Genomic DNA, 25,752 nt, shown 5'->3' on the forward strand with positions numbered 1-25,752 from the left:
GGAATGTGCCGAATCAGGCAAAGGTCCCGTGAACTAAGGATATACGCGCCCTTTTCATCTTCTTCAAAGGGCAGGTACACTCCCGGTCTTGTTTCCTCCACCAGGGCGTACTTCCAGCGGCAGGACTGCGCGCAGTCGCCCCTGTTGGCATCTCTGCCGGCGAAGTAGTTGCTCAACAAACAGCGCCCGGAATACGAAATGCACATGGCGCCGTGGACGAATACCTCCAGTTCCACCCCCACCCGCTCCCGGATTTCCCTGATTTCATCAAGTGACAACTCGCGGGCCAGAATGATCCGGGAAACACCCTGTTTTTCCCAAAAACGCGCCGCAGACCAATTGGTGGTATTGGCCTGCGTGCTTAAATGCACCGGTAACGCCGGATGAAACTTTCTTACCAGCTCAACCACGCCCGGATCAGATACAATCACTCCGTCCGCGCCGGCCGCCCGGACAGTGTCAAGATAACCGGGCAGGACAGTCAGATCGCTGTTGTGCGCGAATATATTTACCGTAATATAAACCCGGACTCCCTTTTCATGAGCAAACCGTACCCCGGCAGCCATTTCTTCTTCACTGAAATTTCCCGCGCCGGCGCGCAGCCCAAAAAGCCGTCCACCCAGGTAGACGGCATCAGCACCGTAAAGCACGGCCACTTTCAATTTTTCCAGGTCTCCGGCAGGCGCCAGAAGCTCCGGTTGCTTCACTGCAGATACCTCTCTTCATTGGCATTGTGCTCCGCCAGCGTTCTGGCAAAGGCATGGGAGCCGTCCGGCTTGGCAACATAATAAAAATCACCTGTCACTACCGGATGAACCGCCGCAAGCAATGAGGACCTGCCGGGCGCGGCTATCGGCCCGGGCGGAAGCCCTTGCGCGCGGTAAGTATTATAAGGTGAATCGACTTCCAAATCTTTATAGGAAAGCTGCGGCTTGTTAGCTCCCAGGGCATATTGCACCGTCGCATCGACTTGCAGGAGCATGGAGCAAGACAGGCGGTTATAAATTACCCCGGCTATTAACGGCTTATCCTCCTCAATTTTTGCCTCCCGCTCCACCAGCGAAGCGATGGTCACAGCCTGGTGCAGAGTCAGCCCCGCTGCCAGCGCCAGCGCAGTATAGTCAAGATCATTTATTTCCTGCTCAAAACGGCTCAGCATCAGCTCAATGATGGCACTTTCACTGATACCCCTGGTTACCTGGTAGGTATCCGGAAAAAGATAGCCTTCCAGACGCTTTTCATTTTTCGGCAAATCCCGGATAAAAGAGTAGCTGTAATCGTCGTTGGCAACCGCCCTGTAAAAACGCTCCCGGTTAACCAGCCCCTTGCTTTCGAGCAGGTCGGCTATTTGGGCGGTGGTAAATCCTTCGGGCACGGTAAATGTCTGGACCACCAGGCGGCCGTCAATTAATTCAGCCAATATTTGCGACATTGAAAGCCCGTTGTTCAGCATATACTCACCAGCCTTGATCTGTCCGTCCTGCCCTTTCCACCTGGCCAAAAGACTAAACGCCGCAGCGCTCCGCACCAGTTTATTTTGCCGCAGGATATCCCCCACCTGCCCGGCGGACGCCTGCAGGGGCACAGTCACGATCACATCCCCGGCCTTGCCGGGCGGCGCCACGGGCGACAGCAAGACCAAGGCGCTGATAGCAATAGCTGCCAGACAAAAAATAATTGACGGGATTAAAAGGCAAAACTTATATCTCACCAGCCATCTGCCCGCGGTTTTTTTTTCTTTTAACTTGCCCATGCCAAGCCTCATAACATATCTTTCCGTAATCCTATTTGACACGGATTATTGAACGCTGCCGCACCGTTAACCTGGTTTGCCGCAATCCCGCTCCGACTCGCGCCTCATTGATTGGCGGAAGGCTTTAACGCAGGGATCGCCTGATTAACCGTTTGGTTTACGCTGCTTTCCGTCCCGCTGTTATTCCCGCCATTCACACCGCCCATGTTCTGATTTGTATTGCTCTGGACGTTTCGACCGCCAGCCGGCTTGTTTGCCCCGCCCGCCCCCGGTGAAGGAGTTGAGGGTGCAATTTGCGGCAGGGCTTGTTCCAAGGTGCCAACCGCAATCACTTTATTCACCGGACTATATTCACTGGAAGAAAGATATTCTCTTTTTTCCACCGCGCCATTTGAAAAGAATACCCGCTCCGCTGACGCTTTAAACCCTTTCTGGCCTTCCTGCTTAACAACCTGCTCGCCTTTAAGCAGGTTGGGATCATTCTCGTAAACCACACCAGGCTCGATCTCCTGAGTAACCCAGGAACTCACCCGCACATCTTTTTTATAGGCGGTATTGCCATATATCTTTAAACCAATCTGCCCTCCGGAAACAAAAGACTTGATAAAAATGTAACTTTCCGTATTGTTGCGAAACCTAAAATCTATCTCGTCGTATACCACGGTGGCGTCCCGGCCGATTGGCACATAGGTGACCGGCAGGGAGTGGTTGGAACGTTCCACAATTTCCAGGCCGGCCAGCAGGACACAGTTATAGAGGGTTGTGGACACCTGGCACACTCCGCCTCCCACGCCATCCACAAACTCATTGTTGACAATTATGGGAGCAGTCTTATAGCCCGTTTCCGAACTACGCGGGCCGACTACTTTATTAAAAGACACCTCATGTCCCGGGCGGATTAGTTGTTCGTCAAAAGCGTGCGCCGCCACGCTGATATTATAGGTGCGGCTTACTTTGGCGGGATCAAACCAGGTGGTATAACCGGCCAGGAGGCCGTTTATCCCCATCGACTGGACCATCTCAGTCGAACGGGCGGGCGGCACGGTAATCATGGCCATTTCCACTTCCGGTTTTTGACTTTCAACAATGGCTGAGGTAAGGTCGACCGTCAACTTTTCCATATCTATGATTGTACCGTCTTTCGCCGGCCGCACGGAAACCGCGTCATTTGCGTCTATTATAAAATTCGCGTCGACAGGATCAACGGTTATGCCGCGGGTCAACTCTTTCACCCGTTGACTCAGCCTATCCTGATCAAACCCAACAGCGGGAGAAATGATCATGCCGCTTTGCTTTAGCTGCTTTCTGTCCCGCCACTGCTGGATCAGGCTGCCCTTTCGCCCGGCCTGGAGGGCCGCGTCCATTACCGCCTCCTCATCCAGTTCAAATCCTGCTTCATTTAACAGCAACGGCCAGCGCTGGTCCTGATAACAAAGCGTCACCTTGGCAGCCCGCAGGCTTTTTTCCAGTTCAGAAAGCTTTGCCGCGCCTTCCGGCTTGTTTAAATTTCCCAGCTCAATGCCCATAACCTCCACACCGGGCAATACCTTCTCTGATGTGGAGCTAAAAAACCCCGAGCTAAAAAAAACCAATGGCGTTATAAGTGCAACTACGGCTAGCACACATACCACAACGCGGGTGCTTCTCACGGGCACAACCACACCCCTTATTTTAATCATTTACATAATGATATGTTCGAAAACCATTAAACAGTCATCCACAGACCACGCGCCAACAATAAAAAAGCCGCTTGCGGAGTCAAACTCCTCAACCAGCCACATTATCTAAATTTCACTCAACTTCTTCCAAGTTTATTCTCTCTTCCCATGCGTCAGCGACTTTCTCCCATTCCTCATCTTCCTCAATATCGACTAGCAGCTCGTTTCCGTCGTCATCATATGTAATTTTCAGGATGATCGCCTCTTCGCTGTCTTCCTCCACAGGCAACAAGATAGCATATTCAGAACCGTCCACCTCTATGATATCAATGACCATAAAGTCATGTTCCGCGCCTTCTTCATCAATCAGAGTTATTACTTCTTCTTGTTCGGCCACCGTTTTCACCTCTTCAGCAATTTATTGATAATATTACACCTAAGAATGGTCACAAGTCAAGAAATTCTAACATTTCATTCAGTATTGAACAACCCTGGCCATTTCTAGCTTCCGGGGGATGTTTTCCTGCTGCGGCTGTCGAGATAGCCCTGCAGGATTAAAGCGGCAGCCATTTTATCAATCACCTGCCGCCGTCTGGAGCGGCTGAGATCGGCTTTAATCAGCAGCTTTTCCGCCTCCGCTGTGGAGAGGCGCTCATCCCACAGTTCGACGGGCAGATGAAGCGCTCCCGATAACCGGTTCGCAAAGGTCTTAATTTTTTCCGCACGCTGGCCGGAACTGCCGTTCATATTTATCGGCAACCCGACAACTATGCGCTCAACTTCGTATTTTCGGGCTGCCTCCGCAATCTTTTTTATATCCGCCTCGCGTGAACCTTTGCTGACAATCACCTCCACCCCTTGGGCAGTCCATCCCATCGGGTCGCTGACTGCCACACCAATTCTTTTATCCCCCAAATCAAGGCCCATTATCCGCTCCAAACAAAAAATCCCCTTAATTAAATGACTTTAATACAGAATTCAGGGCAAACCGATCCGCAGTAACCACAAAGAGTGCACTTCGCCATGTCTGCCACAGCCTTGCCGCCGGACAGGCTTATCGCGCCTGACGTACACCTTTTTACACATTCGCCGCATCCGGGACACCATTCCTCGATACATAAGCGCCGCGGCCGGCGGGCCACCTTTGCCTCCAAACTTGACGGAACAGTCTGTCCACTAAAAAGACGCGTGTTATAATCGACTTCATCCCGGGAGCTCATCCCCACCGCCACAGAAGCCAATTCAGGTATAGATAAAATATAATTCAAGGCCTCTTCGGAACGACTCAGCAGATGCCCCCCGCCCAACGCTTTCATAGCGTAAATCCCTTTTCCAGCATTAAAGGCTTTTCTGATGGCCTGGAGCATGTCTTGCGCCGTACCTCCCCTGATCCCTATCCCCGCCATATTGAGCAGCGGGTGGATCACATCTATCTCCGGAACAGCGGCGGCGCCCAGCACTCCTTGCACATGGTGAGTGGACACACCGATGGCGCGCACAAGACCTTTTTCCCTGGCTTCCAACAAATATTCTATAGCTTCCCAGTGACCTTTTATCGTTAATAATGATTCTTGCTCATGCAGCATGAAAACATCTATATAATCTCTGCCAATCAGCTTAAGCGCTTTTTCAACGCTCTCCCGCATACCCTGACCGGTATAGGCGTAACATTTTGATACCACGACAACTTCCCGGCCAAAATCCCGGAGCGCTTCACGAATATAAGGATAAGTGCCATAAAGCTCCGCGGTGTCAATAAAATTTACCCCCGCTTCCAACGCCTTGCGGATCACGCCGGCTCCTTCCGCCAGGGGCAGGTTGGCCTGCAGCGGACCAATGGTAAGCGCCCCGAAACACAAGCGGGATACTGTTATGCCCGTCCTTCCAAGCACCCTGTACTGCAACTGCCGCCATCTCCTGTCAAGGGTCAGATACTATTTCTGAGATAATATTTTACCAGTTCCTCCAGCAACTCATCCCGTTCCAAGCGGCGGATCAAACTGCGGGCATTCCCGTGACTGGTAATATAAGCGGGGTCTCCTGACAGCAAATAGCCGACAAGCTGGTTAATGGGATTGTATCCTTTTTCAACCAAGGCCGCGTAAACCTTAAGCAAGATATCCCGCGCCTGGTTATAATCCTCGCCTTGAATTTTAAACATCATAGTCTCGTCAGTATTATCCCACGTCATCGCGCGAACCCCCTTTCCACCATTGTATTTACTAATATTCTACACCTGCTTTTCATTTCCTCCATTGCTAAATATAACTATAAAAGATATTCTTAGTATTCCCCATTGCGACACACGTCCATAACTTTATCTTTTATTCCCGCGACAATTTCCTCCGTACGCATGCTGCGCGAACCTTTTACCAAAACAGCGTCGCCGCTTTTGATCATTTTTTTCAGGCTTTCCAAGGCGCCTTTATTATCAGCATACTTCTCCACCCCCGTACATCCTCGTACAGATTCTATGCCCTCCGCTATCCACGCGGCTCGCGTGCCAACCGTCAAAACCACGTCAATACCGTATTCCGCCGCTTTTACCCCCAGATCAAAATGACTTTGGTAAGCAAACCGTCCCAGTTCCATCATGTCGGCAAGCACGGCGATACGTCTTTTGACGCCGTTCATGCCGGCCAGCACCAACAAGGCGGCCGCCATGGAATCCGGACTGGCGTTGTAAGTGTCGTCAATAATATGCAGATCACCTGATTCCAGCAGCTGTTGACGCATCTTTTCGCCTTTGAACGCAGACAGTCCCCTTGCGGCCGCGTCAAGCTCAATGCCGTTTTGACATGCTGCCGATAAAGCCGCCAGAGCGTTATAGACGTTGTGCCTGCCCGCCGCCGGAACGTAAACTCTTTGCCTGCCTTCAGGATATACGAATTCAAAGCTGGAACTATTGTTGCCATGTTCCACACATTCAGCGCGGTAGTCACACCAGTCAGCCAACCCGTAAAAAAACGTCTTGTGGCGCATTTTCCCTTTATATTCCGCAAGCAATGGATCATCACCATTCAGAATAACGATTCCATTATTATTCATGCCGCGAGTGATGCTCATTTTTTCACGCTGTATGTTTTCCAGCGAACCCAACTGCTCAATATGTGAAATCCCTATATTAGTCACCACGGCAATATCAGGCTTCGCAATTAAAGACAGCTCTGCTATTTCACCAAATTCGCTCATTCCTATTTCCACAACGCCGGCTTCATGCCGGTCTTCCAGCATAAGGATCGTCAACGGCAATCCGACCCTGCTGTTAAAGTTGCCTTCTGTCTTCAAAACACACTTTTCCGCTGACAGCGCGGCGGCTATCATTTCCCTGGTGGAAGTTTTCCCTGCGCTGCCTGTCACCGCTGTAACAGGGATATTAAAGCGCCCGCGGTGATAGCAGGCGATATCCTGGAGTGCCTTGCGAGTATTATCAACAGCAATCCACACACCTTCACCGACGACATCATCTTTATGCCGCTGGGTCAGCACTCCCGCCGCACCATTTGCAAAAGCGTCTTCAATAAAATCATGTCCGTCAACCCGGCTGCCGATAATCGGCACAAACAATGAGTTATTCCCTTTTTTTTTCGAATCCGTATGCACCAAAAGAAACTTTTTGTCACGGCTGCCGCAAAGCAGCCGTCCTCCGGCAGCGTGCAGCACCTGCTCAACACTCAGCGGTTTCATGGCCACCACCTTAGCTTGCTTTTAACGGTTTAAGGACTTTAGAACATCCGCGACGATTTCACGTTCATCCATGTGATATTTAGTGCCGCGAATTTCCTGATACTGTTCGTGCCCTTTACCCGCAAGCACCGCGATATCGCCCGGCTGCGCCGTTTCTATCATGTAACGGATAGCCTCTCGCCTGTCGTGAATTTTTACATATTTTCCTTCCGTCGGCTTAATACCCTGCTCAATGTCCTTGATGATCTCCTCAGGATCTTCATCACGCGGGTTGTCCTCGGTTAAGATAGTGAAATCAGCCAACCTCCCGGATATTTCACCCATTTCAAAGCGCCGCCGCCTTGCGCGGTTGCCGCCGCAGCCAAATAAGCAGATCAACCTTGCAGGCTGGTAAGAGCGAAGCGTATTCAACAGGCTCTTCAGGCTGACGGCATTGTGGGCGTAATCTATCAGCAAGGTGAAATGCGGCAGGGCCGGCACAAATTCCAGGCGGCCTTTGACCCTGATGTTTTCCAGCGCGAGGCTGACGGCGTCGGGGCCGACCCCTAAAAGCAGACATGTCGAAATCGCGGCCAGAGCGTTGTATACGTTAAACTCACCAGGAACCCCCACGGTAATATCAAATTCCAGCCCCGGGCCGCGCAGCCTGAACATCACCCCAAGCCACCCGGGCCGGGCAAGCCGCTCTAGTTTTACGGCCCTGAATTCCGCATTGTCACAAAACCCAAATGTAGTAACCTTACAGGTACTCCCTGTCAAAATTTCCTGGTGCTTAGGATCGTCTATGTTAATCATGCCATGCCGGCACATTCTAAAAAGTTTTGATTTGCACTGAAGGTAATCCGCAAAGGATGCATGTTCATTGGGGCCGATATGATCCGGTGAAATGTTAGTGAAAATACCGACATCAAAGTCAGTCATCGCCACGCGTTCCATCATCAGTCCTTGCGATGAAACTTCCATGACGGCGCTGTCACAGCCATTATCCAGCATCTCCCTGAAAAGCTTTTGCAAATCGTAGGACTCCGGCGTGGTATTTCGCGCTTTGCTCTTCCGCTCCCCCACAATAGTTTCAATAGTGCCGATTAAGCCGGTTTTATGGCCGGCCTGCTCCAGAATGGATTTGATCATATAAGCGGTGGTGGTTTTACCTTTGGTTCCGGTAACGCCGATAAGTTTGAGCCGCCGTGAAGGGTGGCCGAAAAACGCGGCTGAAACATATGCTAAAGCGTAACGCGTGTTCTCCACATATATTACCGTCACGCCCTGTTGAACCTGAACCGGTTTTTGCGCCAACAAAGCTTTCGCTCCACGTTCGCAGGCGGCGGGAATAAATTGATGCCCGTCCGCGACCGTGCCTTCAATACAGACAAAAAGACTGCCGGGAACCGCTTTCCGGGAGTCGTACGCTATATCGGTGATCTCTATATCCATATCCCCGTCAATATGTGAATATTTCATCCCTTCGATAATCTGCGACAGCCTCATGACGATTCCTCCATCTATATCTCCCCGTCGAACACCCTTTCCGAGGGGCCTGTCAAAAAAATATGCCCGCTGCCGGCATCCCAGTCGATATACAACTCGCCGCCTATTTGCCTGACCACGGCTTTACGCTCACAACGTCCGGTAAGCACGCCGCCGACCACTGAAACACAGCATCCCGTGCCGCATGCGAGCGTTTCTCCGGTGCTCCGCTCCCAAACCCGCATTTTCAACGTGTTCCGGTCAATAACCTGGGCAAATTCAGCATTAACCTTTTTCGGAAAAATTTTATGATGCTCCATCGCCGGGCCATAACGTGCCAAGGGAAAAGTGTCCACATCATCGATAAAAGCCACCACATGCGGATTTCCCATTGACACGGCCGTAGCCATGAAAACACGGCCGTCAACTTTCAACGGCTGCTCCACATAAGCATCACCGGGGAAATCCACCGGTATTTTTAACGGCTCCAGAACAGGAATCCCCATATCTGCCGAAATCATGGAAACAAGACCATTTTTAACAGTCAGCTCCAATGTTCTAATGCCGGCGAGAGTTTCAATACTAAGACTTGATTCTTTCGTCAACCCATAGTCATATACATATTTGCCCACACTCCTGAGTGCGTTTCCACATATCTCCGCTTCGGTTCCGTCAGGATTAAACATCCGCATCCGGAAATCAGCTTTTTCAGACGGCAGGATTAATACAAGTCCGTCCGACCCCACTCCGTAGTGGCGGTTGCTTAAAAAAACCGCCCACTTTGAGGGGTTGTCAACTACCTGGTTTAAACAATTGATGTATATATAATCGTTGCCCAAAGCCTGCATTTTGGTAAACTTCATTTTCATTTTCCCCCAAACAGAACTAGGCCAACGCCTGGTCGAGATCATTTATTATATCCTCAACATTTTCTATGCCCACGGAAAGCCGGAGCAGCTTATCCGTGATTCCCACGCGCTCTCTAATTTCCTGCGGAATAGACGCGTGCGTCTGCACCATCGGATAGGTAATCAATGATTCAGTTCCGCCAAGACTCTCGGCAAATATGATCAACTCGACTTTTTGCAGCACTTGCTCAACCAGCGCCACGTCTTTCACTGTAAATGAGATCATGCCGCCGAAACCATCACTCTGGCGTTTGGAAATCTGATATGATTCATGTTCCGGCAAGCCGACAAAATAAACTCTTTCCACTTTAGGATGTGTCTTTAGCCAATCAGCCACCATAACAGCATTCTTCTGGTGTCTTTCCATGCGTAGCGCGAGCGTTTTAATCCCTCTGAGAACAAGCCATGAATCAAACGGGGACAACCCGGACCCCTCAGTTTTGAGAATCAGACGGAGCTTTTCCGCAAGCGATTCTTTTTCCACAACAACCAATCCCGCCATGGTATCATGATGGCCGGCAAGAAATTTGGTGGCGCTGTGAATAACAATATCCGCCCCAAACTCAATCGGTCTCTGAAAAAACGGAGTAAGAAAGGTATTGTCCACCACCGTCAGAATACCCCTGGATTTCACCAAACCCACAATTGCCGCGATATCAGCCACCTTCATCATCGGATTGGTCGGCGTCTCGATAAATACCATCCGGGTATTGGGGCGAAGCGCCTCCTCCACCTTCTCAACGCGTGAAGTATCCACATAAGTAAACTCAGTATTGTATTTTACCCAAATCTCCTCAATTAGCCTGTACGTTCCACCATATAGATCGTCGGAAACCACAACATGATCTCCCGCTCGAAGCATGGAAAAAATGGCTACCACTGCGGCCAGACCACTGGAGAAGGCAAAGCCGTACTTCCCGCCTTCAAGAATAGCAATAGTATCTTCGAGTTCTTCTCTGGTAGGATTCTGCACCCTGGAATAATCGTAGCCGGCTTTCTCGTAAAGAGCGGAGTGTCTAAATGTCGCAGTCTGGTAAATAGGGATGCTTATAGCGCCGGTCAGCGGGTCATACCCTTTATAACCATGAACAACTTTGGACTCAATTTTAATACCAGATTTTTTATTATTATCATCAATCATTTAGTATATCTTCCCTTTCGTTTTCTTCCATTTTCAATGGAATATTTAAAAATCTTAATTAATCAGCAGGTTTAATTATTAATTCTTTTTAGTAAACAAATATCCTGCTCATTATATAAAAAAGTATATATATTGCCATTTTATTCTAATACCATGTAAATAATTACCATAATTGGCATGGTCATAAATAATAGGGAATCAGTTCAACATATATTCTTGTCCACATCAATATAAATAGAAAGATTTATGTTTTACTACAAGCAGCACAATGGTTTATAATTGTTACTAATTTCAGGGAAAGGTGACGTAAATGATCTATCGCAAAGCTAAAATAACCGACGTTGAGCCGATTCACGCATTAATTACTTACTATGCCGACCGGGGACTGATGTTGGCGCGGTCTCGCGCCATGCTTTACGAGAGTCTGCGCGAGCTGACAATTGCTGAAGAGCAAGGTATGGTGATCGGCGCCGGCGCGCTGAATATTATCTGGGAAGACCTCGCTGAAATCCGGGCGCTGGCCGTGGCGCCGGAATACGCAGGACGGGGAATCGGCCGCAATCTCGTTAAAGCATTCATTGATGAAACGCGAGAGCTGGCCATTCCCCGTGTATTCGCCTTGACCTATCAGCAGGCGTTTTTTGAAAAATGCGGTTTTCAAATCGTGGCTAAAGAATCTTTGCCCCAGAAAGTCTGGAAGGAATGTGTCAACTGTCCTAAGTTTCCCAATTGCGAAGAGGTTGCCATGATTATTGACACTCGTAATCAGGACCGTTAATCCTTAATTTGACTCTCAGCAACCTTGTATGCTTTTTCCAGCGCGTCGCTCAGGCGTGACGGGTCCTTGCCGCCGGCCTGGGCCATCTCAGGCCGCCCGCCGCCGCCGCCGCCGACCATGGCGGCAATTTCCTTAATCATTTTACCGGCGTGTAGACCGCGGCTCAACAAATCTTTCGTCACCGCCGCCACCAGATTTACTTTATCGCCAACCGGGCTGCCAAGGACGATCACGCCGGTACCTATTTTATCTTTCAACAGGTCCACCATGCCGCGCAGGCTGTCCATATCCGGTGCGGCGGCCTGCCCGGCCAATACTTTTACTCCTTTAACTTCTTTCACCCGATCCAGCAAATCCTGGACCTGATACCTGGCCAGCCTGGCCTGGAGGTTGTCGCACTCGGCTTCCAGTTCTCTGACATTCTGAAGAAGACCTTCCACCCGGCGCGTCGCTTCATGCGGCGGCGCCTTGACCAGCCGGGCTATTTCCGCCAATTGCTCCTCGCCCGCTTCAATGTGGCGCAAGGCGCCTTCCCCGGTTACCGCTTCAATGCGGCGCAGTCCGGCCCCCACGCTGCTTTCGCCCACAAGCTTGAACAGCCCCGCTTCGGCGGTAGAACGCAGGTGCGTCCCGCCGCACAGCTCCAGACTAAAATCGCCCATTTTCACTGCCCGGACTCTTTCACCGTATTTCTCATCGAAAAGCGCGGCCGCTCCCATAGCGCGTGCTTCTGAAACCGACGTTTCAAAAACCTCCACCGGCAGATTGGCCAGCACCGCGTTGTTAACGATTTTCTCCACCTGCTTAAGCTCCTCGGGCGACACAGCGGCATAGTGGGTAAAATCAAAGCGCAGCCTTTCCGGCTCAACCAGCGAACCCGCCTGGTGGACATGCCCGCCCAGCACTGTTTTCAACGCTTTTTGCAAAAGGTGCGTGGCGGAGTGGTTGCGGCTTACTGCGGCCCGCCTGGAACGGTCCACCCGCACCAGCACCTGGTCGTGTTCCTTAATTGTACCGCTGATTACTTTGCCCCGATGAATAAAAAGGTTCTCCACCGGCTTGCTCACTTCGAAAATTTCTATTTCCAGCCCGGCAGCGGAAAATCTGGCATGGTCGCTTACCTGGCCGCCGGATTCAGCGTAACAGGGGGTGACATCGAGAACGAAATCCACGGTTTGCCCGGCTGTCGCCGATTTTACCCGCTCATCTCCCTTGAAGATGCCGAGCACTTCCGCTTCAGCTTCCAACAAGTCGTACCCGACAAAAACAGTTTCCCCCAGCTGCCCGCGCAGGTCCTTGAAAAAAGCGTCCCGTTCAGAAATGTATTCGGTTTCCTGCCTGGCGTTCCTGGCGCGCTGCCGCTGTTCATCCATGGCCGCCCCGAAGCCGTCCGCATCGACTGTCAGCCCTTGCTCTGCAGCCATCTCCTGAGTAAGCTCCAGGGGAAAGCCGTAGGTGTCGTATAATTTAAAAGCGTCGGCCCCCGGCACAACCGAACCGCCCGACCTTTTCAACCCGGCGATAATTTGGTTTAACATCTCCGTACCCTGGGCCAGCGTCTCCCCAAAACGTTCTTCCTCGGCTTGAATGACCTTCAGCACGTGTTCTTGCTTTTCAAGCAGCTCCGGGTATGCCGCGCCCATCTGCCGGATTACGGTGCGGGCCACCTGGTTCAGAAAAAGACCCTGCGTGCCCAGCAGCCTGCCGAAACGCACGGCCCGCCGGAGCAGCCGCCGGATCACATAGCCCCTGCCCTCATTAGACGGCAGGGCGCCGTCAGCCACGGCAAAAGTGATCGCCCGGCAGTGATCCGCAATTACTTTTAAGGCAAGGTCGGTTTTGCTGTCAGTGCCGTATTTAAGGCCGAGCAGTTCCGCCGAAAAATCCATAATTTCACGCAGAAGGTCTGTTTCAAAGTTTGAAGGAACATTTTGCAGCACCGAGGCTACCCGCTCCAATCCCATTCCGGTGTCTATGCCCTTATTGTCCAAGGGAGAGTAATTGCCCTCTTCATTTCTGAAATACTGGATAAAAACAAGATTCCATATTTCAATGTAACGGTCGCATTCGCAACCGACCGCGCATTCCGGTGAACCGCAGCCGCGCTCCGCGCCCAAGTCCACATATATCTCTGAGCAAGGGCCGCAGGGTCCGACGCCAATTTCCCAGAAGTTAGTGTCTTTACCCATTCTGACAATACGGCCGGCGGGCACACCGACCACCCGGTGCCATAAGTCAAAAGCTTCATCGTCATCCTGATAAACAGTTATCCAAAGCTTGTCCGGCGACAGGCGCAGTATTTCAGTCACATATTCCCAGGCCCATGGAATGGCGTCTTCCTTAAAATAATCCCCAAAAGAAAAGTTGCCCAGCATTTCAAAAAATGTGTGGTGCCGGGCTGTCTTTCCCACCGACTCAATATCCGGGGTGCGGATACATTTCTGGCAGGTTGCCACTCTGGGAAATTCCGATTTGGCGGCTCCGGTAAAATACGGCTTGAACGGCACCATTCCGGCAGCCGTCCAGAGGATGCTGGGGTCGCTTAAAGGAATGAGAGAGGCGCTGGGCAAAATCTTATGGCCCTTTTTCTCAAAAAATTTCAAAAAACTCTCCCTAATCTCATTGCCAGTCATCAAAACATAATGCCTCCTACTGCAAAAAAAACCATAATTTTCGCTCTAATTATACAGATTATACAGAATGAAATTGCCGGGTGTCAAGGAGAGAGGCATTTTGGAGGGATTAGCAGACGAACACTTTGCCGTAAATGAAACTGAGGATCACTCTTAAGACAGCCGCCACGGGAACGGCAAGCAGCATTCCCGTCAAACCGTAGAGTTCACCTCCGGCGAAAAGGCTGAAGATCACCACGAGCGGGTGCAAACCCACCTTGTCACCCAAGATCTTGGGGGAGATAATATTTCCTTCCAACTGGTGGATAATTAAAAACGCCAGCGCAACTTTCACGGCCAGCCACTTGGAATGCAAGATCGCCAGGCAGACTGCCGGCACCGCGCCGATCACCGGCCCGAAATAAGGGATTAACTCAGTTATTCCGGCAATAAGACCCAGCATCATGGCAAACTCCATGCCCAGAAAGGCCATACTAGCCGCTGTCAGCCCGCCGACAATGGCCGCCACGGAAAAATAGCCCCTGACATAACTACCCAAAACCCGATCGATCTCGCGCAAGATCCCGGCAACATCATTCCGCCACTCTTCAGGCAATATTTTAATAGTTTTTCTTTTTATTAATTCCAGGTCTTTTAAAAAATAAAAAGCGAGCACCGGCGCCAGGATTATTTTAAATACATATCCCGCCGCGCCGATTAAGGACGCCACGGTCAGCCTGACCTGCTGCAGAATTATATTTTCCAGCCAGCGAAAACGTTCGTCAATAACCTGCCTCATGCCTTCCGGAATACTCAGACTGACATAGCGGGACTGCACGGACCGGACAATGTCCTGGACCTGTTCGGTATACTGCGGGATTGTCTCAGCCAGGGTATTGAGCTGCTCGATAGTGCGGGGCAAACCGTACAAAAAAATACCCGCGCCGAAAAAGAACAGCGCCAGATATACCAGCAGAATCGCCCCCGTTCTTGATGTACCCCTTTTTTCCAGGATACTGACTAAAGGGTCTAAAAGGTACGTCAGCAAGACAGCCAATCCCAGGGAAAAGATTAATCCCTTGATTAGATAAAAAAAATATATGACAAAAAAAACCGCACCGCTTAAGAAAAGCAGTTTCTTTGCATTATTTTCATTCCACCAGGACAACTTTTCCACCACCAAAACATAAGTGGGGAGAATCTCCCCCCACTTAAAACTCAAAAAAGCCTTGCTGTTAAATTATATTCAGGAGTACATGTCACCGCGTCCCGCTCCCTAAAGCAGAAATTCATTTTGCGGGTCAAAAGCGACCAGACTGCCGTCTTCAGCCAACTCGTAAATCTGAACGCCTTCTTTATTAATCCGGTATTCCACACAACAATCCCAGCAATAAAACTGGTCAATACCAACTTTCCCAATGGCTTTGCCACCGCAGACCGGGCAAGTCAAGAGTTTCGCCCCCATTCAGCGATTAAATCCAAACTTTTAATTGCTATTATGTCCACCCGCCTGATAAAAAATGCACATGACAATACTTCTGTATACCCACTTCGCATTTGATAGCATATAAGCATAATCCAAAGGCGGTTTTTATTTCGCAATATCTATGGTGGCCCCGCCCACCAGGCAATCCCCGTGGTAAAAAGCGACTGCCTGTCCGGGAGTAATGGCGCGCTGCGGTGAGTGGAAGCACACTTTTACACCGCCGCCGGGCAAGGGAGCCATAGTGGCCGGAGCCGGCCTGCCGTTATAGCGCACTTGCGCCTCAATTTCCATGGAACCGGCCAGATCCTCATAGAGAATCAGATTCACATCCTCCGCTGTTAAACATGTGCCCATAATGGCCTCTTCAGGCCCTAAGGTGATAGCGTTGCTATTAGTGTCTATTTTTACCACATAAAGACGTTCCCCCGTTGCCAGGCCCAGCCCGCGGCGTTGACCGACAGTATAAAAAGGAATGCCCCGATGCTCTCCGATGATGTCGCCTTTCAGGTTCAGGAACGGGCCAGGCTTGATGTCAAACTTTTTTTCCTGTAAAAAACCACGGTAGTTGTCGTCAAGGACAAAACAGATTTCCTGGCTTTCAGCCTTTTCCGCGACTGGCAGGCCAAAACCGGCGGCCATTTTTCTTACCTGCTCCTTGGTGTAGTCCCCCAGGGGCATCAGGGTATGGGCAATCTGGTGCTGGGTGAAACCGTACAATACGTATGTCTGGTCTTTCCTCCGGTCGGCTGAACGGCGCACCGTATAACGTCCGTATTTCTCGCTGAAGCCCAGACGCGCGTAATGGCCGGTGGCAATATATTCAGCCCCCAGCCCCAGCGCCTTGCCCAGCAAAGCTTCAAATTTAATGTACCGGTTGCAGGCAATACAAGGGTTGGGCGTGCGCCCGCGCAAGTATTCGGAAGTAAAGTAGTCGATCACCTTTTCCTCGAAGATATCGCGGAAATTCATTACATAATAAGGAATACCTAATTTACCGGCTACCCGTCTCGCGTCTTCAACAGCCGCCAATGAACAGCACCCGGTATATTCCCCTCCCACTTCAGTTTGGGCGGAATCCCAAATTTGCATGGTGACACCGATTACATCATAACCCTGCTGCAACAGGAGGGCGGCGGTGACAGAACTGTCAACACCGCCGCTCATAGCTACGACAACCTTTTCTTTAGCCACAATAGCGCACCTTTGACAATTATTTTTAATTAACTCTAAAACAGAGTTAATCAGTAGGATTTCATGGGATGATCTTAGCATGGCAAATAATTATTGTCAACATTAACACTATTCCAGTAAGACTTAACACCATGTTCACCTTAATTATTAGAAAATGGCGCTGCTGTCAAGCGATCAATTATAGGCGGCAAAATATCAAGGAAATATTCCACATCCCTCTTTCAAGAGTAAGCCGGAGCGATCCGCGAGCGGTTTCCAGGGCGGTACGCCCATGGCCAGCAGCACATGCGAAGGTACCGTGGGAACCTGACGAACAGGCGGAACATCCCTTTGCTTCCCCTGACTCCTTCGATAAAAGTAAGAAACCTTCCTCATCTAAGAGAAAGGTTTCTTACTTTTACAAAGAGCCCGTAATGAACTACGCTACAGCCATTATAAATCCCTGCATAGCCCAGAACAATCTTTCGACTGCCGAGAACCATTACGGAACCTATAATGACCTTTGCTCGACTATCATGAATACCTAGGAAGCCTGCAGCAATCTTTCGACTGCTGCAAACCTCACATCAACAAATATAGTTAAATGTATCCGGCACCCATGATAATCTTAGCTCGACCGGTAAATATCCCTTACGACCTCATAGCAATCGTTTTCGACTGTTATAAAGCCTGCCGGAACACTTACCAGTCTGCCCTCCGGCTGATACCGAACCTTTTAGACCCGGCATCAACCTTCGGCCGGCTGTTACAAAGCCTTTTGACCCTGTAACAGCCTGGGCTCGTCCATTACAAACCCTTATTTATATTTTGTCTCCGGCAGCGGTTTTAATACAAGGTACTTAATCCCAAATATCGATTATTAATTGTTAATTACTTCTATATTGTATTGTATTCACGTTGTTTAATGCAGTTTGCCTTGTCCAGGCTCTCCCTGTCCCAAACAAGCTTCACAACCGCAAGCCACGTCATGTTTATCACCATTAGGCTTACGTCCTGCCGATTCCAGAGCGTCAACCACCTGCCGGCGTATGTTTTCCAGGTACATCTCACGGAGTTCTTTTTGTTCCTCTTTTTCCTGCGGCGAAAGTCCTCCGTTACGCTGTTTGCGGGCCAGAAAATTGATTCTATCTATTAATTCTTTGGTTATCAATCAAATCACCTCATCATTATTATACCATACACCACCCGCAATCCCCTTGTTTCAGAACCCGATGAAATAGGCCCGCCGTACTAAAAGCCCCTATAAAAGGGTTTTTATTTCAACTTTCCTTTTTTTCGCTTTCACTCCGGTTAAAAGGCTTGCGGGCCGGAGCAGAGACAACCTGACGGTCACGGTCGATTGGCCGCAAAACACTCGGCCTGGTGTTGCGCATTGAAACCGGCGTCCGCACCAGGACCCCGCCTAAGGCCTTTGCGTTAAAAGGCACCAGCGGCCATAGGTAAGGCACCCCGAAGGATTTATTCAGCGCTAGGGCCACAAAAGTGGCAATAACGCCAACCACAAAACCCGGCACCCGGAACAGCGCGGTCATGATGATCAATCCCAGCCGCACCAGCCGGTTGGCGTTGGCCATTTCAATGCTGGGAGTGAGAAAAGTGCCGATTGCCACCACGGCTACATACAAAACCACCTCCTGGGAAAACAGCCCTACTCTGGTGGCCAGCTCCCCGACTAACAGCGCCGCGATAATGCCTGTTGACGTCGCCAGGGCTGCCGGTGTATGAATGGTGGCCAGCCTGATCATGTCTATGGCAATCTCCGCCAGGATAAACTGCCATATTAGCGCCACCTCGCCGGGCTGGCTAACACCGATAAAAGCCAGCTGTGGCGGCAGCAATTCCGGATTGTTGGCGAATAGGAACCATAGCGGCAGTAAAAAAATTGAGGCCGCGACACCAATGAACCGCACCCAGCGCAGGTAAGCCCCCACGGTGGGATTCTGGCGGTATTCCTCGGCATGCTGCAGGTGGTGAAAATATGTGGCTGGGGCGATAATTACACTGGGCGAAGTGTCCACCAGCACCAGCACGTGCCCTTCCAGCAGGTGCATGGCGGCCACGTCCGGCCTCTCGGTATAACGCACCTTGGGGAAAGGGTTCCAGTAAGAACCTGGAGTAATCAACTCCTCCACCGATTTTTCACCCATCGGGATACCGTCAATCTTGATGTATTCTATCTTATCCTTTATGCTTTCCACCAGATCGGGGTTGGCTATATCTTCAATATAGCAAATAATTATGTCGGATTTCGACCGGGTCCCCACCTGGACGTATTCCATACGCAGCTTGGGGTCCCTGATCCGCCTGCGGATTAAGGCGGTGTTAAAAACCAGGGTTTCAACAAAGCCGTCCCTGGAACCCCGCACCACTCGCTCCAGATCCGGCTCTTCGGGACTGCGGATGGGGTAAATCCTGGCATCCATAATCAAGGCTTTATCCGAGCCCTCCGCCAATATAGCGAGGGGACCCGCCAGCACTTTATCGACAACATCCTCAAGATACTGTACTTCTTCCACTTCAGTATAGCCAAGATGGCTCCGGAACAGCTCTCTTATTCCTTCCGGGCGCATATCCTCATGACTGAGTTGGGTCAAGTTCTGCAGAACAATTGTCACAATTTGGTCGTTAGTTAAACCGTCCACAAAAAGCAAGGTGACATTTTTGCCGCCGATGACCAGTTCCCTGGTGAGAACGTCAAAGCTTTTTTCAATCCCTATTTCAGCGTCCAAAAGCCTGATATTTTTTTTCAAGTCCTTGCTGATCCTTGTTTTTTCTTGTTCCTTTTTCATCTCCGCGCTCCGGCGCACCCAAACCAACTCCTATCACACTTAATATGCTGAAGAACAATACCTGTGCCGGCTGTTAAACAGCATCCTTCAGATTTAGAAAATCTTGTCCAAGTTTGGTTAGACTGCACATTTTGCTTTTGCCTTCAGTCGCCACATCCACCAGGCCAAGAGCATAAAGCTGCATGACAATATGGTCCAGCACGGCCCTTTTGACCTTAGCGGTCAGAGAAAGCTCTTCTTTGTTCATGGAACCTTCTTCTTCAAGGGTTTTGATCACTCTTACCGCTTCTTCCGGGAGACGGTTCTGCACGCCGCCGAAGTACTCAACCAGTGTTGTAGTCATCATTCGCCGCTCCTTTTAAATATGATTTAACCTTATTATGGCCATTAATCAGTTAAGTAAACCTGCCTAATTATTAGATAAATCAGAGGCGACAACACTGCCAGCCTGGATGTCAGGTTACGAAGAAGCTCTCCACTGCGGGTACAAAAGAGAGTGGCGCGAACCGGCCGGAAGATAATCATAAATATCAAAAAGTTTACCAACTATTTCCCCGTCCAGGGCATTACTCAACACCATTTTACCCATAATTTCTTCAATACTTTTTTTACCCAGGCCAGGGCGGTAGGGCCTGTCCTCGCGAAGGGCGGTAAACACATCCGCAACAGCCATAATTCTAGCGCCAAGTGATAGTTGCGGGGCTTCCAGGCCAAAGGGATAGCCGCCGCCATTCGGTTTTTCGTGGTGGTACGCGGCCCACTCAGCAATAGTAGAAGGAATGCCTGCTTCTCTTAGGATATGAAAAGTGTAGTAAGTGTGTTGTTTAATTAAAGCAAATTCCTCCGCACTGAGAGAACCCGGCTTTTCCAGTATCTCATCCGGTATTGAGAGCTTGCCCAGATCGTGCAAAAACCCGGCAATTTCCATCATTATCAGATCTTCTCTCCCGAAATTCATGGCTTCAGCCAGTCGTACGGCGACATTGGCGACACCCTTCGAATGCAGGTACGTAAAAGGACTCTTATTATCAATAATGACAGCAAACATTTCAGCAATTTGTTTTAAATCGTTTAAACCAACTCTCTTTAACTGATTCTGCACGGGGTAAATCTGTTTGCTCAGCGCGAAAGGTGAAACTAGGTCGAGCCAAAAGCTTTCCCGCCGGGCCAAGCTTCTAAAAGTAACTACCAGCTCCGGGTCGAAAACCTGACCGGTCTTACTTTCAATAGCGCGGATAATATCATCCCTCTTTATTAATACATGTTCTTCCTTTGACATTAAGACATCAATCCGGTCGGCCAGGTGGATAATTCTTGCCGCCAGGGGAATCCTTTTTCCGGCGAACCCCGATCTGTTCCCGCCGCCAAAGCGGTCGTGATGGTGCCGGATAATCTCCGCGACAGGTTTTAGAAAGTCAACCTTGCTAATTATTTCATAGCCATTACTGCAATGTTCCCACGGTTCGAAAATTTCAAATTCAGCCAGTTTTACCTTCTCTCCCCAGGTACTGACACCGGCATCATGGATAAGCGAAGCTAAAAGGATCATCTCTCTTTCATCCTCCGTCAGGCCTATTTCTTCAGCCAGGGCTGTCCCGATATAAGCTACCTGCAGATGGTGCCTGGCGATTCCCTCCTTGGTAAAGTCCAGGCAAAGAGAAAGGGATGACAGAAGACGGTGCGGATCCATTAATATCTTCATATAAACCTCCAGTCAAGATAAATAATTAATCCATCCTGTGCACGTCCGGTATTTTTAAACAACCCGCAAGCAATAAAGCTGCTCCAATTAAAAGCTATCCGCCAACAGCGGATAGCTTTTAATAATACGCATTATATTTTACCGATCAAGTTTTTATCGCTGCGGCAATCAGTTCTGAAAGTGTTTTATTTTGTTCCTTGACTTTGATGAGGTATTGAAAAACGCTGCCGGGGTAGTCAATCTCCTGGGACAGGGTGGTATATTCCAGGCAAGTCCGGGTAAGAGCAATCACACAGTTAGGAGAGTGGTTATCCTGGCACTGCCGGCATTGGCGGCAAGTTTCGGCCAGACCGGGGGCTACTGTTTCCGGATAATAGGTCTTTAAATCCCGGGTGGGGATAAGCTTATTGGCGCCGGGAATATCCAGCACACCATTCTCCATGGAAAAACGCAAGGCCCGTTTGCTGAAACCAATCAAACAAGCGGATTCTTTGCATGCGGGACTTTTTATCTTGTCACAGTTAGCGCATAACTTTTCCAAATGTTTATATATACTCTGCAGGTCTATTTCATTCAAACTTCTTATAATCACCAGGACATCCTCCTATTCACCTGAAGTAAGGAATGCAACAAATTCCTCGTCAACATCATTTTTTTCCGGAAGCTGAAAATTTGGAGTAAAAGCCTCAATACCCAACCTCGAGATAGTTTTACAAAGCCTTTCCTCTGGTTCCGCAAATTTACGATATTTATCCAGCACAAAATCCAACACCTGGAAGACAGTACGCTGATCGCATTTTTTCGCTATTGTCCGCCCATGCAAAGGGTTCCCGCTGCTGCCCCGGCCGCCTATGGCGATATTATACAGGTTTCTGCTGCAGCCAATTATTCCGAAGTCCGCGCAGTAAGGGTCGGTACAGCCCCGGGGACATCCGGCCACCGCTATTTTGAAGTCATCCGGGACAGGTTGTCCGAGGTATTTTGATTGAATTTCAATGCCGATATTGAGCGCGTCGGTTATTGCCCGACGGCAAAGTTCTGCATTACCGGAGCAAGCCTTAACTGCTCTGATGGAATTCCCAAACGGAGAAATATTTAAGCCAAGAATTTGCAATTCTTCTTTAAAAGCCGGCAGTTTATCTTCTTCCAGCAACACTATCACTGTTTGCCGGGAAGTTAACTTTAAGCCGCTTGATTCCAGATCTTCGGCTATCTTACCAAGGCCGGCAAACTGCCGTGGAGTCATTACCCCGCAGGCTGCTATGACATTGACAGCGATTTGCTTATTTTTCTGCCTGAATATTGCCTCTCCCATAATTATCACCCCATCCATTTTTATCTAATATTCCACTAATATTCAACATGAACGGATTATTTCCTTTAACACGTAATTATTACTGTTATCCATAGTATCCTCAGGAATTTTACCGTCTTAACAGCTTACTCCAAGCCTTTCATCCAACACCTGCACAAACTTTTGCACCAAACACGAATCAAACTGTGTGCCGGAACACCTTTTTAATTCAGCGACAGCTTCCTCGTGCGTCATCGCTTTCCGGTAAGGACGGTCGCTTGTCATCGCGTCGTATGCGTCTACAATGGCCAAAATACGACACTCTTGCGGAATATTTTCACCACTCAGCCCCGAGGGGTAACCTTTTCCGTCGAACGACTCATGATGCTTCAGGATCCAATCGGCAATAGGGACCAGATCCGGCACTGAATTGGCGATTTGGAAGCCAATTTCACAGTGCTTTTTAATTTCATTCAGTTCCTCGTTATTCAAGGAGCATGGTTTGAAAAGGATCCGGTCGGGGATGCCGACTTTGCCCAAATCGTGAAAGAGGACGAAGAGGCGCAGGTCATTTAATTTATATTCGGGCAAGCCGCAAGCCAGGGCCAATTGCACCACCAAGTCCTGCATGCGCTCCGAGTGTCCCTCTGTTGCGAAATCTCTTGTTTCGAGTATCTTCTTCAGAGCCTGCACAATGATGCTGCGGGTGCTTTGGGTGTGGCTAAGTTTTTCCCGGTACATATTAATGTCCGCTTCTTTAAAAAGTTCGGCGGGTTTTCGCGTACTTTTTTCACCAATGGCAAACCCTATGGACATGCTTAAAGGGATTTCTGGATTGGCCAAATTATATTTTTCAATGGATTCCCGTATACGCTGGCAGGCTTTCTCCAAAGAACGCAAGTCTATACGGGGGAGCAAAACCACATATTCATCACCGCCGATACGGGCAACCATGTCACCTTTGCGGAAGCAATTTTTTAAAATCTCCGCCGCAGAAACAAGCATGTCGTTGCCGGCGTCGTGCCCCATGGTATCGTTGACAAGCTTGAGTCCGTCCAGGTCACAGACAATAACCCCAAGAGGCAAATACCGCTCTCCTTCCAAACGCCGCATTTCTTCATTAAAGTAAGCGCGGTTGTGCAGGCCGGTAAGCGGATCGTATAGGCTCAAGTATTTGAGCTGTTCCTCCATTCGCTTGCGTTCGGTGATGTCATAGTAATGCTCGATCCGCCCGCCGGCGTAAAGGCCTAACTTGACCGGATGGCTCCAATGCTCCAGCCAGCGTTCCCGGCGCTCACCTGCGGGCAGAACATGACATTCGAGATTTTCGACATATTTATTGACGGCGTATAAAGACAGCAGCCTTTGAGCAAAACTTTCCTTATCCTCAAAAATATGCTTTATCTTTTGATCAATCAGAATCCGTATGTCTTTACCGGCAACTTCATCTTGGCAAAGTCCCATGAAGCTTTTTAAAGCCCGGTTCAGCCAAACGATCTTAAAATCTCTATCAAGAATGAGAATGCCTACCCCTGAGCTGTCCAGGACGTCATCGACCATGGTGCGGTACTTTTCTTCGCTTTCTATGAGAGCCTGGTGCGCAATGCGCAGCGCCTCCTCGGCCCGTTTGCGCTCGGTAATGTCTAATAAAGAAGCCAAGCTTTTTCTGGTCCCCGGGATAATGGATACTGTCACAATAATGTCTTTAACTTCACTCAGGCGATTAATGAGATGAAACTCATAATTTCTGGTGGCAAAATCCGGTTCGGTTCTGCGCTTCAGGTGATTCTCTTCCATCCGCTCCAGGTATTCTCCGGCAACGAATTCCGTCCATTTTTTCCTTCCTTCAATTTCCTCTTTACTGTAGCCGGAGATCCTCTCAAATTCCGTATTGGCCAACGATATCGTCATATCTTCCTCAACAATTATTGTCGCGTTCTTTGTGTTTTCGAAAACTGTCCGGTACAAGTCCTCACTTTCGCTCAGCCTTCGTCTGGAAGATTCCAGCGATTCCAGCATCTTGTTGATTTCACTCGCAAGCACGGACAATTCGTCGCTGCCACTTGCCGATACGCGTCCGGCGGGATTGCTGCTGGCGCCGATGTTTACCACGCTGCTACTAAGTCCGGCCAACCTTGACAATATCGTTTTCTCTAACAGCAGCAAGGACATCAGCGTGAGCACCAGGCAGACTGCCAGCATTGACAAAATAAAGTAGCGGACGCTGGTCTGGCCCTGCTTATAGATTTCTCTGGGAATGGACACTTTTAAAATCAAACCCGGCTCTTCGTATATATCCTGTACAAGGGCATAACCCACTATTGTTTCCGCATCCAGCGGCTGGATATAAACCGGCGCGTCTTCAGACAAAAAGGAACTCGCCGTTTGAAAATCAGGCGGCGCGTTCATATTACCAAACTCGCTTACATCAAGAGTTAAACCCGTTATGTCCGCCAGTCTTCTTATTACCGTGCCATTTAAATAAATTCCCATGATCAACGAGCCGTTGACCGGACCTTGCCTATCACTGGTCAGGACCGGACGGGACGCGACGAGCATGGGACCTTCGGGCAAAATAATAACTCCATGTACCTTGCTGTCTTTATCGTGGTGGGATAAAAGGGGATTATCAATAGTAAGGTATTGAGACAGACCATTTGGAACAGGAATTTCTTTTCTGTTTTCCAAATCAAAAGCTTTACTGAAAACAATCCGGCCTTGAGAGTTGATAAACGAAATAAAATTGATATTGAGTTCAACGAAAGTTGCATCCGGCAGATTGACCTTTATATAGTTTTCGTTAACGTCCTCAACGAAGCGGTAAGTATCATCCCAAGTTGCCCAGTCGCCCGCTTTTCTGTTTAATGTAATAACATTATCGGACAGCGCGTTCAAGATTCGCTGCACGTCTCTCCGGCCGCTCCGCTGTTCAAGGTCGTTAAAACTCCCAAGCAGGATGCTTTTTGTCACAGCGTACAACAGAATGACCAAAATAGTGACTGTAATACTGATAATTATCAAAGCTTTCTTACGCAGAGACAATAATTTGCCCTCCCCGGGAAACCAGTTATTCTGCTAATCAAATATTTCGCCAAAGGCGAGGAATGACTCAAAATAAATACATTTAAGGCATTTTAACGCGAGTTTTCGACATTAAACCTGTTTTTTCCTCTATTAAATAATAGCAGAAACGCGCATAATAACGTGATGTTTTAAAAATCAACCGCGAAAAACTTTGCTTTATGAATTGTCAGGTGAAATGCTTGCTGAAAAATGTAGATATTGT

Annotated in this window: 24 protein-coding genes; 2 read left to right on the forward strand and 22 right to left on the reverse strand. The window is 49.4% G+C overall.

The features are described 5' to 3' along the window. The 11 genes from A4E54_RS08710 to A4E54_RS08760 form a co-directional block, all read right to left on the reverse strand. Nucleotides 1–707: peptidase U32 family protein (locus A4E54_RS08710; protein ID WP_286725649.1), on the reverse strand; the 707-nt coding region annotated here is incomplete at its 3' end. Beyond that, nucleotides 704–1,753: an endolytic transglycosylase MltG gene (gene mltG, locus A4E54_RS08715; RefSeq protein ID WP_248286042.1), complete on the reverse strand. Its 1,050-nt coding sequence runs from the start codon at nucleotides 1,751–1,753 to the stop codon at nucleotides 704–706. The genes mltG and A4E54_RS08710, both read right to left, overlap by 4 nt. A 104-nt stretch (nucleotides 1,754–1,857) precedes the next feature. Next, the gene (locus A4E54_RS08720) at nucleotides 1,858–3,408 is read right to left on the reverse strand and encodes a VanW family protein (RefSeq protein WP_240084309.1); all 1,551 of its coding nucleotides are present in this window, start codon (nucleotides 3,406–3,408) and stop codon (nucleotides 1,858–1,860) included. A gap of 136 nt (nucleotides 3,409–3,544) precedes the next feature. After that, the gene (locus tag A4E54_RS08725; RefSeq protein WP_240084308.1) at nucleotides 3,545–3,808 is read right to left on the reverse strand and encodes a DUF1292 domain-containing protein; all 264 of its coding nucleotides are present in this window, start codon (nucleotides 3,806–3,808) and stop codon (nucleotides 3,545–3,547) included. A gap of 104 nt (nucleotides 3,809–3,912) precedes the next feature. Further along, nucleotides 3,913–4,338, reverse strand: coding sequence for a Holliday junction resolvase RuvX (gene ruvX / locus A4E54_RS08730; RefSeq protein WP_240084332.1), 426 nt, complete (start codon nucleotides 4,336–4,338; stop codon nucleotides 3,913–3,915). Nucleotides 4,339–4,367: 29 nt separating this feature from the next. Beyond that, nucleotides 4,368–5,315 carry an aldo/keto reductase gene (locus A4E54_RS08735; RefSeq protein WP_240084307.1) on the reverse strand — a complete coding sequence of 316 codons (948 nt, stop codon included), beginning with the start codon at nucleotides 5,313–5,315 and terminating at the stop codon, nucleotides 4,368–4,370. Between the two features lie 23 nt (nucleotides 5,316–5,338). Next, nucleotides 5,339–5,602 (reverse strand): IreB family regulatory phosphoprotein, encoded by a 264-nt coding sequence (locus A4E54_RS08740; protein ID WP_282442368.1) that lies wholly within the window; start codon nucleotides 5,600–5,602, stop codon nucleotides 5,339–5,341. Nucleotides 5,603–5,694: 92 nt separating this feature from the next. After that, entirely contained in the window at nucleotides 5,695–7,098 is a 1,404-nt protein-coding gene (locus A4E54_RS08745; RefSeq protein ID WP_240084306.1) for a UDP-N-acetylmuramoyl-tripeptide--D-alanyl-D-alanine ligase, read from the reverse strand. A gap of 21 nt (nucleotides 7,099–7,119) precedes the next feature. After that, nucleotides 7,120–8,586, reverse strand: coding sequence for a UDP-N-acetylmuramoyl-L-alanyl-D-glutamate--2,6-diaminopimelate ligase (locus A4E54_RS08750; protein ID WP_286725658.1), 1,467 nt, complete (start codon nucleotides 8,584–8,586; stop codon nucleotides 7,120–7,122). 14 nt (nucleotides 8,587–8,600) lie between these two features. Next, nucleotides 8,601–9,428 (reverse strand): diaminopimelate epimerase, encoded by an 828-nt coding sequence (gene dapF, locus A4E54_RS08755; protein WP_240084304.1) that lies wholly within the window; start codon nucleotides 9,426–9,428, stop codon nucleotides 8,601–8,603. 22 nt (nucleotides 9,429–9,450) lie between these two features. Continuing rightward, nucleotides 9,451–10,614, reverse strand: a complete 1,164-nt coding sequence (locus tag A4E54_RS08760; RefSeq protein WP_240084303.1) for a trans-sulfuration enzyme family protein — start codon at nucleotides 10,612–10,614, stop codon at nucleotides 9,451–9,453. 310 nt (nucleotides 10,615–10,924) lie between these two features. Here A4E54_RS08760 and A4E54_RS08765 point away from each other — a divergent pair, with 310 nt between their 5' ends. Further along, nucleotides 10,925–11,392, forward strand: a complete 468-nt coding sequence (locus tag A4E54_RS08765; RefSeq protein WP_240084302.1) for an N-acetyltransferase — start codon at nucleotides 10,925–10,927, stop codon at nucleotides 11,390–11,392. Here the strand turns inward: A4E54_RS08765 and alaS are convergent. The 4 genes from alaS to mnmA all read right to left on the reverse strand — a co-directional run bounded on the left by alaS (nucleotide 11,389) and on the right by mnmA (nucleotide 16,684). After that, a complete protein-coding gene (gene alaS / locus A4E54_RS08770; protein ID WP_240084330.1) occupies nucleotides 11,389–14,025 on the reverse strand; it encodes an alanine--tRNA ligase in 2,637 nt (878 codons plus the stop codon). The genes A4E54_RS08765 and alaS overlap by 4 nt on opposite strands. A gap of 109 nt (nucleotides 14,026–14,134) precedes the next feature. Beyond that, on the reverse strand, nucleotides 14,135–15,226 hold the full coding sequence (locus A4E54_RS08775; RefSeq protein WP_240084301.1) for an AI-2E family transporter: 1,092 nt from the start codon (nucleotides 15,224–15,226) through the stop codon (nucleotides 14,135–14,137). A 54-nt stretch (nucleotides 15,227–15,280) separates the two neighbouring features. Further along, entirely contained in the window at nucleotides 15,281–15,454 is a 174-nt protein-coding gene (locus A4E54_RS08780) for a YrzR-like zinc ribbon domain (protein WP_286725662.1), read from the reverse strand. A 141-nt stretch (nucleotides 15,455–15,595) separates the two neighbouring features. Next, nucleotides 15,596–16,684, reverse strand: coding sequence for a tRNA 2-thiouridine(34) synthase MnmA (gene mnmA, locus A4E54_RS08785; protein WP_286725678.1), 1,089 nt, complete (start codon nucleotides 16,682–16,684; stop codon nucleotides 15,596–15,598). A 65-nt stretch (nucleotides 16,685–16,749) separates the two neighbouring features. On the opposite strand from mnmA, the gene A4E54_RS08790 reads away from it, so the two are divergent. Beyond that, on the forward strand, nucleotides 16,750–17,208 hold the full coding sequence (locus tag A4E54_RS08790; RefSeq protein WP_286725682.1) for a hypothetical protein: 459 nt from the start codon (nucleotides 16,750–16,752) through the stop codon (nucleotides 17,206–17,208). 374 nt (nucleotides 17,209–17,582) lie between these two features. Here A4E54_RS08790 and A4E54_RS08795 read toward each other — a convergent pair whose 3' ends face one another. From A4E54_RS08795 to A4E54_RS08825, 7 genes are all read right to left on the reverse strand, one after another. After that, nucleotides 17,583–17,831 carry a DUF896 domain-containing protein gene (locus A4E54_RS08795; RefSeq protein ID WP_240083784.1) on the reverse strand — a complete coding sequence of 83 codons (249 nt, stop codon included), beginning with the start codon at nucleotides 17,829–17,831 and terminating at the stop codon, nucleotides 17,583–17,585. A 109-nt stretch (nucleotides 17,832–17,940) separates the two neighbouring features. Beyond that, the gene (locus A4E54_RS08800; protein ID WP_240083836.1) at nucleotides 17,941–19,470 is read right to left on the reverse strand and encodes a spore germination protein; all 1,530 of its coding nucleotides are present in this window, start codon (nucleotides 19,468–19,470) and stop codon (nucleotides 17,941–17,943) included. Nucleotides 19,471–19,543: 73 nt separating this feature from the next. Next, nucleotides 19,544–19,816 (reverse strand): transcriptional regulator, encoded by a 273-nt coding sequence (locus A4E54_RS08805; protein WP_240083785.1) that lies wholly within the window; start codon nucleotides 19,814–19,816, stop codon nucleotides 19,544–19,546. 114 nt (nucleotides 19,817–19,930) lie between these two features. Then, nucleotides 19,931–21,172: an HD domain-containing phosphohydrolase gene (locus A4E54_RS08810; protein ID WP_240083786.1), complete on the reverse strand. Its 1,242-nt coding sequence runs from the start codon at nucleotides 21,170–21,172 to the stop codon at nucleotides 19,931–19,933. A 145-nt stretch (nucleotides 21,173–21,317) separates the two neighbouring features. After that, nucleotides 21,318–21,764, reverse strand: coding sequence for a hypothetical protein (locus tag A4E54_RS08815; RefSeq protein ID WP_240083787.1), 447 nt, complete (start codon nucleotides 21,762–21,764; stop codon nucleotides 21,318–21,320). 12 nt (nucleotides 21,765–21,776) lie between these two features. Further along, nucleotides 21,777–22,487, reverse strand: a complete 711-nt coding sequence (locus A4E54_RS08820) for a ferredoxin-like domain-containing protein (RefSeq protein ID WP_240083788.1) — start codon at nucleotides 22,485–22,487, stop codon at nucleotides 21,777–21,779. 117 nt (nucleotides 22,488–22,604) lie between these two features. Further along, nucleotides 22,605–25,508: a CHASE4 domain-containing protein gene (locus tag A4E54_RS08825; RefSeq protein WP_240083789.1), complete on the reverse strand. Its 2,904-nt coding sequence runs from the start codon at nucleotides 25,506–25,508 to the stop codon at nucleotides 22,605–22,607. Between the last annotated feature and the right edge of the window lie 244 nt (nucleotides 25,509–25,752).

The organism is Pelotomaculum sp. PtaB.Bin117 (genome assembly GCF_002067195.1).
GTDB classification, from domain to species: domain Bacteria; phylum Bacillota; class Desulfotomaculia; order Desulfotomaculales; family Pelotomaculaceae; genus Pelotomaculum_D; species Pelotomaculum_D terephthalicicum.

What these genes read in the sequence shown, in the direction of transcription:
- A4E54_RS08800 (WP_240083836.1), bottom strand. Translation starts at nt 19,470, where the DNA reads ATGAAAAAGGAACAAGAAAAAACAAGGATCAGCAAGGACTTGAAAAAA.
- dapF (WP_240084304.1), bottom strand. Translation starts at nt 9,428, where the DNA reads ATGAAGTTTACCAAAATGCAGGCTTTGGGCAACGATTATATATACATC.
- A4E54_RS08820 (WP_240083788.1), bottom strand. Translation starts at nt 22,487, where the DNA reads ATGGGAGAGGCAATATTCAGGCAGAAAAATAAGCAAATCGCTGTCAAT.
- mltG (WP_248286042.1), bottom strand. Translation starts at nt 1,753, where the DNA reads ATGGGCAAGTTAAAAGAAAAAAAAACCGCGGGCAGATGGCTGGTGAGA.
- A4E54_RS08765 (WP_240084302.1), top strand. Translation starts at nt 10,925, where the DNA reads ATGATCTATCGCAAAGCTAAAATAACCGACGTTGAGCCGATTCACGCA.
- A4E54_RS08740 (WP_282442368.1), bottom strand. Translation starts at nt 5,602, where the DNA reads ATGACGTGGGATAATACTGACGAGACTATGATGTTTAAAATTCAAGGC.
- A4E54_RS08810 (WP_240083786.1), bottom strand. Translation starts at nt 21,172, where the DNA reads ATGAAGATATTAATGGATCCGCACCGTCTTCTGTCATCCCTTTCTCTT.
- A4E54_RS08805 (WP_240083785.1), bottom strand. Translation starts at nt 19,816, where the DNA reads ATGATGACTACAACACTGGTTGAGTACTTCGGCGGCGTGCAGAACCGT.
- A4E54_RS08790 (WP_286725682.1), top strand. Translation starts at nt 16,750, where the DNA reads ATGATCTTAGCATGGCAAATAATTATTGTCAACATTAACACTATTCCA.
- A4E54_RS08745 (WP_240084306.1), bottom strand. Translation starts at nt 7,098, where the DNA reads ATGAAACCGCTGAGTGTTGAGCAGGTGCTGCACGCTGCCGGAGGACGG.
- A4E54_RS08760 (WP_240084303.1), bottom strand. Translation starts at nt 10,614, where the DNA reads ATGATTGATGATAATAATAAAAAATCTGGTATTAAAATTGAGTCCAAA.
- alaS (WP_240084330.1), bottom strand. Translation starts at nt 14,025, where the DNA reads ATGACTGGCAATGAGATTAGGGAGAGTTTTTTGAAATTTTTTGAGAAA.
- A4E54_RS08750 (WP_286725658.1), bottom strand. Translation starts at nt 8,586, where the DNA reads ATGAGGCTGTCGCAGATTATCGAAGGGATGAAATATTCACATATTGAC.
- ruvX (WP_240084332.1), bottom strand. Translation starts at nt 4,338, where the DNA reads ATGGGCCTTGATTTGGGGGATAAAAGAATTGGTGTGGCAGTCAGCGAC.